General features: G+C 65.4%; 7 protein-coding genes. 3 read left to right on the top strand and 4 right to left on the bottom strand.

The features are described 5' to 3' along the window. Nucleotides 1–77 precede the first annotated feature (77 nt). Both ACVWY1_RS01530 and ACVWY1_RS01535 read left to right on the top strand, forming a co-directional pair. Entirely contained in the window at nt 78–419 is a 342-nt protein-coding gene (locus tag ACVWY1_RS01530) for a hypothetical protein (RefSeq protein ID WP_038706052.1), read from the top strand. A 101-nt stretch (nt 420–520) separates the two neighbouring features. After that, complete coding sequence (locus tag ACVWY1_RS01535; protein WP_023632068.1) at nt 521–703, top strand: hypothetical protein; 183 nt, start codon at nt 521–523, stop codon at nt 701–703. 80 nt (nt 704–783) lie between these two features. Here ACVWY1_RS01535 and ACVWY1_RS01540 read toward each other — a convergent pair whose 3' ends face one another. Continuing rightward, a complete protein-coding gene (locus tag ACVWY1_RS01540) occupies nt 784–1,830 on the bottom strand; it encodes a metal-dependent hydrolase (protein ID WP_457377683.1) in 1,047 nt (348 codons plus the stop codon). Between the two features lie 24 nt (nt 1,831–1,854). Beyond that, complete coding sequence (hisN, locus tag ACVWY1_RS01545) at nt 1,855–2,646, bottom strand: histidinol-phosphatase (protein WP_457377684.1); 792 nt, start codon at nt 2,644–2,646, stop codon at nt 1,855–1,857. A gap of 224 nt (nt 2,647–2,870) precedes the next feature. Between hisN and ACVWY1_RS01550 the strand changes: the two genes are divergently transcribed. After that, nucleotides 2,871–3,518, top strand: a complete 648-nt coding sequence (locus ACVWY1_RS01550; protein WP_457377685.1) for a helix-turn-helix transcriptional regulator — start codon at nt 2,871–2,873, stop codon at nt 3,516–3,518. Between the two features lie 232 nt (nt 3,519–3,750). Here the strand turns inward: ACVWY1_RS01550 and ACVWY1_RS01555 are convergent, their stop codons facing one another. Both ACVWY1_RS01555 and macA read right to left on the bottom strand, forming a co-directional pair. Next, nucleotides 3,751–5,754, bottom strand: coding sequence for a MacB family efflux pump subunit (locus ACVWY1_RS01555; protein WP_457377686.1), 2,004 nt, complete (start codon nt 5,752–5,754; stop codon nt 3,751–3,753). A gap of 2 nt (nt 5,755–5,756) precedes the next feature. Beyond that, nucleotides 5,757–6,911 (bottom strand): macrolide transporter subunit MacA, encoded by a 1,155-nt coding sequence (gene macA, locus ACVWY1_RS01560; RefSeq protein WP_046855421.1) that lies wholly within the window; start codon nt 6,909–6,911, stop codon nt 5,757–5,759. Nucleotides 6,912–7,020 lie beyond the last annotated feature (109 nt).

The raw sequence follows: 7,020 nt of genomic DNA on the forward strand, positions 1-7,020 counted from the left end.
TGCCATGGCGCGGTTGACCGAGAGTGCGGTCATAGTAGACAGACCCCGAACGTGGGGTTGTCTTGCGAGGTGTCGCCATGAAGCGTTTCATCCCCGGAATCGCCCTGCTGGTCGGCGCGCTGGCAATCAGCGGGCAAGCCTCGGCCCATGGTGGCGGCTGGTACGGCCCGGGGCCGGTGATCGGCGCGGCCGTGGTGGGCGCGGTGGTCGGGGCGGCCGTATCGGGCGGCCACGACCGCACTGTCTACGTCGAACGCCAGCCGGCCTACTATCCACCGCCACCGGTCTATGTGCAGGCGCCGCCACCGCCGGTGTATTACCAGCCCTATGTGGTCGAGCGCTATGTGCCCGCCCCGCCGCCGGTCTACCGCCGCTATTATGGCCCGCCGCCGGTGTACTACGGCCCGCCGCGCTGGTAAGCGGCATAGTTGATAAAAGCAATGACCACTATCGAGGACATTGATTTCAAACCCTGAAGACGCCTGGGTAAGGTAGGGCCATGTTCGAGAGGAGATCCGCCATGGCCCCGATCCAGATCATGTCCGTTGTCGGCAGCGCAGTCCCCAGCAGCCTGCGCCAACAGGGCCTTTTGGCCTGCTGGTACCTGCTGCGCGACGGTGAAGCCATCAGCGGCCCGTTGACCAGCCGCCGCTGCGCCGAGACCCTGGCCGGCCGCTTGCTCGACCAGACCTTGGTCGCCTGACCCCGAATTTGTTGTGTGTTGCTCCCTAAGCCCTTGTAGCCCGCCACCCGGCGGGCTTTTTTTGCTCGCCAGCCAGCCACCTACAAATGCCCCGCCCACACGGCAAGTGGCAGTGGCGGTTGCTGGTCGAGGATACGGCGCCAGATCAAGCTCAACCGCTCGCCATCGAACAGGGAGGCGGCACCGCCACCAATCCAGCCCCTGGGCTGGATCACCGTCCATTGCCCTGCGGCATCACGCCGGGCCATTTCGAAGCGGAAACTGTAGTTGCCTGGCATGCCCATGCGCAGGTCGGTGACCACCAGCGAGTCACCCATGATGTCGTAGCGCAGCCAGTCATCGGTGAACCAGCGCAGGCGCTCGTACAGTGGCGAGCCCGCCAGTACCTTGGCAGCCTCCAGATTGCGCGACTGGTGCAGCATCTCCGGAGGTTCGCGATCGAACCCGCTGCTCACGCCCTCGTAGTAACCGCCATCCGGGGTTTTCGCCAGCACCCGCCAGATCAGGCTGTTGAAGGCGATGGGCACCGCGCGGACCTCACTGGCCTCGACGCCCTGCGCCTGCAAGGCCAGGTGGAAACGTTGCTCGGCGGCCATGCGCCCGGCCAGGCCGAAGCCCAGGTAGAGCGTGCTGCATCCCAGTGCCAGGCACAGCATCGCGGTCGCCCTGCCTTCCAGGCCCCTGATCGCCGCATAGCCCACCGCCAGCAGCAACGGCACGGTATACACCGGATCGATGATGAACACCGCCGCCCAGCTTTCCGGCGTCAGGTGCAGGGGCCAGAACAGCTGGGTGCCATAAACGGTGAAGGCGTCGAGCACCGGGTGGGTGACCAGCGCCAGCCAGAAGGCCAGGAACAGCCTGCCTGGGGTATAGCCTCGGCCTGGCCAACGCCAGGCGACCAGCCAGGCAAGCAACAGGGCCAGGCCGGTCAGGACGAAGATCGAATGGGAAAAGCCACGGTGGAAGGTCATCTGCGACACCGGGTCGGCGTAGCGGATCACCACATCCAGGTCGGGCAATGTCCCCAGGGCGGCGCCGTAGATCAGCGAGCGGCGGCCCTGGATACGGCCCAGTACGGCGCCTTGCAGGGCCGCGCCGAGCACGGCTTGGGTGATTGAGTCCACGGCAAACGTCTCGTGCAGGGTCTATCAGATGGCGTGACGCAACATTGCCAGTACCTGCGCATGCAACGCCGGATCGCCACACGCCACCACGCAGCCCCCGTTCTGGGCCGAACCGCCATCCCAGGACGTGATGACCCCACCCGCGCCTTCGATGATCGGCATCAACGCCTGCACGTCGTACGGCTGCAGGCTGGCCTCGACGATCACATCGACGAATCCGGACGCCAGCATGCAGTAGGCATAGCAATCACCGCCATAACGCATCAGCCGGGCCTTGCCGGCGACCGCCTCGAACGCCGCCTTGCGCGCCGGGGTGTCGAACATGTCGGGGGTGGTGCACATCAGCGTGGCCGACGCCAGGTCGGCGCAGGCGCGGGTCTTAAGCGCCGTGCCATTGCGCCAGGCGCCGTGCGGGGTGCCGATGAAGCGTTCGCCGGTGAACGGCTGGTTCATCACCCCGAGCACCGGGCGGGTACCGTCGTTGAGAGCGATCAGCGTGCCCCACAGCGGCAGGCCGGTGATGAAGGCGCGGGTGCCATCGATCGGGTCGAGTACCCAGGTCAGCGGGCTGCTGCCCAGTGCCGCGCCCTGCTCTTCACCCAGTATGCCGTGGGTGGGATAGTGAGCCTGGATCAGCGCGCGCATGGCCTCTTCGGCGGCCTTGTCGGCGATGGTCACAGGGTCGTACAGGCGCCCCCCCTTGTCCTCGACATCCAGGCTGGCACGAAAGTAAGGCTGGATCGCCGCCGCGGCGGCATCGGCCAGTTGCTCGGAGAAAGAGCGGAATTCGCCGATCTGTTCAGCGCTCAGGGACATGGGGCGGTCTCGTTGTGGGATGGGATGCGCATCATACCCGAGTCGTGCGCGGACACACCTGCGGCGTCACCCATGATATTGTTATGCCATTATCGCTGCTTCATTTAACCGTCACTGATTCGTTGTACTAGGATAGCTAGCAGCCCCGATGGCCCGGCCGACAGTCAAGGATGCTGGTTGCTGGCGCAAGGGCCTCCGTTCCACCGCCTATCATGGATGACACGATGAATTCGCACCTGCTTTTTCCGCAGATCGGTAAAGTCATAGCCAGTACCGGTAGCCGCCATTTCCCCCGGCACCTGCACGACCTGATCCAGACCCACCTGACCATCGACGCCACGCATATCCGCCAACTGCGCATCAACCCGGCCTGCGCCAGCCAGCCAGACGCGACCCTGATCAGCGAGACGGTGTTCAGCGCCGGCGATACGGGTGACGGCTTCGACGACCCGGCGCGCCTGCACCTGGCCCGGCGCAAGGATGGTTTCCGCTACGAAATCACGGTCTTGCGGGCCGACACCCGCGTTGGTTTCTCAGCTACCGATCGCAGCCGGCTGGAGGACATTTCGCCCTTGCTGCTGCCCATGCTGGAAAAACACATCAATGCCCTGCAGCCTGCCTCGCCGGTACCCGCAGACCCTGACAGCCTCGAACAGCGTTTTCTCGAACGCCTGCGTCAGACCGGCATCCGCCTGTCGGAACGTGAGATGCAAGTGTGCGAGGGCTTGCTGGCCGGGCGCACGGCGCCGCAGCAGGCCGAGTATCTGCGGCTCAAGGTCAATACGGTGGAAAGTTACCTGCGCCGGGCGGCGATCAAGCTGGGCATCAGCGGCCGCCACTCGCTGATGCGCTGGATGTATGCAGAGATCTAGTGTGGTGTTTCACAAATAACGACCATAACTCGCGGCGCTTTTTGCGCTCATGCGGCGTTGTCGCTCCTCGCCGTAGCTGGGCTACGACTCGTCGCGACGCCTTGCTTGAGCACAAAAATCGCTCGCGATTTATTGGTCGTATTTGCAAAACACCACACTAGCCAGACCGAATGCCCACAGGCACGCAAGATCGAGCACCGCGGAAGCGGCGCTCGATCCCGAGCGCTCAGGCCTAGTCCCGTGCCAACGCCTCGATAGGGTCCAGCCGCGCCGCATTGCGCGCCGGCACGAAGCCGAACACGATGCCGATCAAGGTCGAGCAGACGAACGCCGTGACCACCGATCCCAGTGAGAACACCATCTCCCACTGCTTGACGAAAAGCGCGAACAGATACCCGATCCCATAGGACAACCCGATCCCGATCACCCCGCCGATCAGGCAGACCATCACCGCCTCCACCAGGAACTGCTGGCGGATATCCGACTGCCGCGCCCCCACTGCCATGCGGATGCCGATCTCGCGGGTGCGCTCGGTAACCGACACCAGCATGATGTTCATCACCCCGATCCCCCCCACCACCAACGAAATCACTGCGATCAGCGACAGCAGCAGGGTCAGCGAGCGGCTGGTCTTCTGCACGGTCTGCATGATGCTGTCGAGGTTGTTGGTGAAGAAATCCTTGGTGCCGTGGCGCTGCAGCATCAGTTTGTTGACCTCCTCCTCCACCCGCTTGCTCGGCATGCCGTCCTTGATCCGCACACTGATGCTGTCCAGGTGGCGCTGGCCAAGCACGCGCCCGGCGGCGGTCTCGTAGGGCATCCACACGTTCAGGGTGTTGCCGGCGACGAACAGGTTCTTGTTCTCGGCGGTCACGCCGATCACCGTGCACGGCAAGTTGCCGACCAGGATCACCTGCCCAAGCGGGTTGATCCCATCGCCAAACAGGCGCTTGCGCGTGTTGTGGTCGATCACCACCACCTGGGCCTGGCGCCGGGCATCATCGGCGCTGAACACGATCCCTGCGGCCAAGGGGATGTTGCGCACCTGGAAGTACTGCTCGCTGACACCGTTTAGCTGCACATCGGCGTCGATGTTGCGGTAGCGCACCAGCGAACTCTGACCGATCACCGGGGTGGCGCTGTCGACGTAGTAGAGTTCGTTGAGCGCGGTCACGTCAGCCGGCACCAGGGTCTCGATGGCCTTGGCCCGGCTGTCGCCGAAACTGGTGCCGGAGTAGATGTCGATGGTGTTGCTGCCGATCGCCTGGATGTCCTTGAGCACGTAGCCCTTGGCGCCCTCGCCGATGGCCGAGATCGACACCACCGAAGTGATGCCGATGATGATCCCGAGCATGGTCAGCAGGGTGCGCATGCGGTGCGAGACCAGGGCGATCCAGGCCATCTTGAAGGCCTCGCGGAACAACCCGAGGCTGGCCACCAGCCGCCGTGGCGCCTGCTCGCGAGCGGGCGCCGCCTCGGCGGCCGGTGCAGTGGGCTCGGCGCGGGTGCGCCGGTCACTGACGATCTGCCCGTCGCTGACCTCGATGATCCGCTCGGCGTGGGCGGCGACCTTGGGGTCGTGGGTCACCAGGATCACCGTGTGCCCGGCGCCGTGCAGTTCCAGCAGGATGTTCATCACTTCCTTGCCGCTGGCGGTATCGAGCGCTCCGGTCGGCTCGTCGGCGAGGATCACCTCGCCGCCGTTCATCAGCGCCCGGCAGATACTGACCCGCTGCTGCTGGCCCCCCGACAGCTGGCTGGGCCGGTGCGCCAGGTGTCCGCCCAGGCCCAGGCGGCCCAGCAGCTCCCGCGCCCGGGCATGGCGTCCGGCCTGCGCCACGCCGGCGTACACCGCCGGGATCTCGACATTGCGCAGGGCATCCAGGTGCGGCAACAGGTGGTAGCGCTGGAAGATGAAACCGAAATGGTCACGCCGCAGCGCGGCCAGGGCGTCGTCGTCGAGATCACGGGTTTCCTGGCCGCTGACCTGGTAGCTGCCGGCGCTGGCATGGTCCAGGCAACCAAGGATGTTCATCAGCGTCGACTTGCCCGAACCCGAGGCGCCGATGATCGCCACCAGCTCGCCGGCATGGATCTCCAGGTCGATACCCTTGAGCGCCAGGAACTCGCGGTCGCCCGCCATGAAGCTGCGGCTGACCCCGTCCAGGCGCAGCAACGGCTGCTCCTCGAGTGCCGACACCGCCCGTGCCGGCGACAGTTCCACGTTCATGTTCATGCTCACGCCCCCGCCTCGCCCGACACCGGCTCGCCGATCACCACGCGGTCACCTTCGGCCAGGCCGTCCTTGACCTGCACCTTGACGTTGTTGTTGATCCCCGCCTGGACCTTGCGCACCTGGGCGAAGCCCTTGCCGTCGAGCACCCGCACCGGGAAGCTGCCGTCGGCGTCGCGCGGCCCCAGCGCCGCCACCGGCACGGTGAGCACGCCCAGGGCGGTGTCGAGGACGATACGCACCTGGGCGGTCATCGAGATGCGCAGGCGGTGCTCGGGGTTGGGCACCTCGAACAGCGCGTTGTAGAACACCGCGCTGGCCTGCTTGGCGGCGCCGCCGCTCTTGTCGCTGCTTTCCAGGTAGTTCTGCGGCGCGGGCTCGGTGCCGCGCAGCTTGGCGTAGTAACGTTTGTCGTCACCGAGGATGGTGAAGTACACCTGCTGGCCGGGGCTGATATGAATCACATCGGCCTCGGACACCTGGGCCTTGATGGTCATGGTGTCGAGGTCGGCGAGCTTGAGGATTACCGGCGCCAGCTGGTTGGAGATCACCGTCTGCCCTTCCTGGGTGACGATACCCACCACATGGCCATCGATCGGCGCGACGATGCGGGTGTAGCCGAGGTTGACCCGCGCCGTATCGATCTGCACCTGGGCGCTCTTGATCTGCGCGTCCAGCGAGCGCAGGTTGGCCTGCTGCACCTCGAATTCGGACTCGGCGTTCTCGAAGTCCTGGCGCGAGATCGACTCGTCGGCCTGGAGCACGTCGTAGCGTTCGTAGACCCGCTTGGCCTGCTTGAGCTTGGCCTGCACCGAGCGCCGCTCGGCCTGCAGCTTCTCGGCGTCGACCTCGGCCTGGCGCAGCGAGTTGCGCGGCACCAGCGGGTCGATTTCGGCCAGCCACTGGCCTTCGGCGACCTTGTCGCCAAGCTTGACCTTGAGCGACTTGAGCTGCCCCGAAACCTGGGCGCCGACGTCGACCTGGCGGATACCTTCCAGGGTGCCGGTGGCCAGCACCGCGTTTTCGATATCGCCACGCTCGACCGTGGCGGTGATGTACTGCGGCGGCTTGGCTGGGGCCTGTACCGCGTAGAGCACGATGCCGGCGACCAGGGCCACGGCGACACCGAGGGTGATCTTGCGAAACTTCGTCTTTTCCATAAAACCGTTCTTCCTGAAGCTGATGAGGTCCCGTGGGAGCGGGCTTGCCCCGCGATAACGCCACTCCAAGGTGACGCCATCGCTTTGCAAGCCCGCTCTCACGACGGTG

The organism is Pseudomonas sp. TE6288, assembly GCF_054062095.1.

Bases quoted from the DNA above. Each gene is read 5' to 3' on its own strand.
- ACVWY1_RS01530 (WP_038706052.1), top strand. From the start codon at position 78: ATGAAGCGTTTCATCCCCGGAATCGCCCTGCTGGTCGGCGCGCTGGCA.
- ACVWY1_RS01535 (WP_023632068.1), top strand. From the start codon at position 521: ATGGCCCCGATCCAGATCATGTCCGTTGTCGGCAGCGCAGTCCCCAGC.
- hisN (WP_457377684.1), bottom strand. From the start codon at position 2,646: ATGTCCCTGAGCGCTGAACAGATCGGCGAATTCCGCTCTTTCTCCGAG.
- ACVWY1_RS01550 (WP_457377685.1), top strand. From the start codon at position 2,871: ATGAATTCGCACCTGCTTTTTCCGCAGATCGGTAAAGTCATAGCCAGT.
- ACVWY1_RS01555 (WP_457377686.1), bottom strand. From the start codon at position 5,754: ATGAACATGAACGTGGAACTGTCGCCGGCACGGGCGGTGTCGGCACTC.
- macA (WP_046855421.1), bottom strand. From the start codon at position 6,911: ATGGAAAAGACGAAGTTTCGCAAGATCACCCTCGGTGTCGCCGTGGCC.